The sequence below is a fragment of the Actinomycetota bacterium genome, assembly GCA_005774595.1.
Lineage (GTDB): Bacteria > Actinomycetota > Coriobacteriia > Anaerosomatales > D1FN1-002 > D1FN1-002.
In genome coordinates, this window is record VAUM01000305.1 from 1 (window position 1) to 2,335 (window position 2,335).

3 protein-coding genes are annotated in these 2,335 nt (G+C 70.6%); all 3 read right to left on the reverse strand.

All coding sequences use genetic code 11. The annotated features are described in order from the left end of the window. Window positions 1-644, reverse strand: a 644-nt coding sequence (locus FDZ70_09420) for a glycerol-3-phosphate acyltransferase (GenBank protein ID TLM70019.1), incomplete at its 3' end; no start/stop codon positions are given. Beyond that, complete coding sequence (locus FDZ70_09425) at window positions 641-1,954, reverse strand: ribosome biogenesis GTPase Der (GenBank protein ID TLM70020.1); 1,314 nt, start codon at window positions 1,952-1,954, stop codon at window positions 641-643. The genes FDZ70_09425 and FDZ70_09420, both read right to left, overlap by 4 nt. 15 nt (window positions 1,955-1,969) lie before the next feature. Next, window positions 1,970-2,335: DUF512 domain-containing protein (locus FDZ70_09430; GenBank protein ID TLM70021.1), on the reverse strand; the 366-nt coding region annotated here is incomplete at its 5' end.

Here is a 2,335-nt window from a genome sequence, read left to right on the forward strand (position 1 = left end):
GCCCAGAACACGAGCGGCACGCCGAGCGCGGCGAACGCGAGCAGCGCCGGTCGGTCCTGCCCGTAGAGCAGCCAGATCGCCAGCGGGAACGCGAGCGCGACGATCAGCGACCCGAGCGACACGATGCGGCTCGTCGCCACCACCACCACGAAGATGACGAGCAGCAGCAGGAAGACCTTCGGCATGAGTACGACGATCGCGCCGGCGCCCGTGGCGATCCCCTTGCCGCCGCGCAGCTTGAAGTACGGCGAGTACATGTGCCCCGCCATCGCCGCCACGCCGACGCAGATCACCAGCAGGTCGCGGTGCCACTGCGCCGTCCAGCCGTGCGTGAGCCACAGCGCGAGCGCTGCGGGCACGGCGCCCTTCGCGATGTCGGCGAGCACGGTGATGAGCGCTGGCCGCCACCCCAGCGTGCGGAACACGTTCGTGGCGCCCGTGTTGCCCGAGCCGGCCTTCGTGAGGTCGAACTTGTAGAAGCGCGCGACCACGACGCCCCACGGGATGCCGCCGAGCAGGTACGCAACCACGAGCGACCCGAGCGCCGCGGCCCACCACGGCAGCGTGGCCACCGCCGCGCTCGCCGCGTCCGCAGCCGCCGTCAGCGGACCGGGCACCGGCATCTCGACGGTCGGCAGCGTCACTTCTCCCCCTTGCTGCGGAAGCGCAGACGGATGGGCGTGCCGGTGAGTTCGAACGCGCCGCGCAGGCGGTTCTCGGTGTAGCGGCGGAAGTTGTCGTCGGCCAGCGACGGATGGTTGCAGAAGAACGTGAAGATCGGCGGCTTCGTGCCGGTCTGCGTCACGTAGTTCACCCGCAGCGTCCGCTTGCCCTTGCTGACCGTGTGGCCGAACTCGCGCATCTCGGTGAGCAGCTTGTTGAGCGCGCTCGTCGGGATCTCCGAGGAGAACGCCTCGTACACCGCGTCCACCGCGCCGAGGATCTTGGCCACGCCGCGGCCGGTCAGCGCGCTGATGCGCAGCACCGGCGCGTAGTCGACGAAGTGCAGCTTGCGCGGCAGGTCGTCCTCGACGGCCTCCTTGGCCAGGTCGTCCTCGAGCGCGTCCCACTTGTTGAGCAGCACCACGAGCGCGCATCCGCGCTCCTCGGCGAAACGCGCCACGCGCTGATCCTGGTCGGTGACGCCGAGCGACGCGTCGACCACGAGCAGCGCCACGTCGGCGCGGTCGATGGAGCGCAGCGCCCGCACGAACGAGTAGTACTCGACCGACTCGTCGATCTTGGACTGCCTGCGCAGGCCGGCGGTGTCGATGAGGCGGTACGTGGTCTCGCCCAGCTCGACGACCGTGTCGATCGAGTCGCGCGTGGTGCCGGCGACCTCGGACACGATCGAGCGCTCCGCGCCGGCGAGCTTGTTGAGCAGCGACGACTTGCCTGCGTTCGGCCTGCCGATGATGGCGACGCGGATCTCGTCGGCGGCCTCATCCTCGCCGATGAGCGGCAGGGCGGCGACCAGGTCGTCGAGCACGTCGCCGGTGCCGTGACCGTGCACCGAGCTGACGGGCCGCGGGTCGCCGAGGCCAAGCGCCCAGAACTCGTGGATGGCCTCTTCCTTGGCGGGGTTGTCCATCTTGTTCACGACGAGGAACACCGGGGTCTTGCTGCGCTTGAGCAGCCGCGCGACCTCCTCGTCGTCAGCCTGCACCCCGGTCTGGCCGTCGACGATGAAGACGACGGCGTCGGCCTCCTCGGCGGCGGCGAGCGCCTGGCCGCGGATCGATGAGCCGAACGCATCCGCCGTGGCCATCTCGATGCCGCCGGTGTCGACGAGCATGAAGTCCACGCCGTTCCACTCGGCGCGGTGATAGCTGCGGTCGCGCGTCACGCCCGCCTGCTCGTGCACGATGGCGTCCTGGGACTGCGCGATGCGGTTGACGAAGGTCGACTTGCCCACGTTGGGGCGGCCGACCACGGCGACGATGGGCACAGGCATGGCGTGCGTGACCTCTCAGGGGGTGGTGTCGGGGGGCGCCTGCGGCGCTGCGAGGCCCAGTGCCTCCGCGAGCCCGGCGGGGCTGGATTCTACCACGGCGACCGACACCTCGGTCTCGCGCGCGATGTCCTCGGGCGTCATGTCGTCGAGCGTGACGCCGTCGACGTTGAGCACGGAGTCCGGGATCGCGTAGCGGTGCCCGCCGTGCGCGTTGATGGCCTGGATGATGTCCGTGCCGGTGAGCAGGCCCGCTACGGACACGTTGCCGCCGAAGAACCGGTTGCGCACCGAGAGGACCTGCGCGTCGGGGACGAGGCGGCGCAGGACGGGCGCGAACAGCGAGCCCGTGACGAGCGTGCGGGGCTTGGGGGGTGCGGCGGG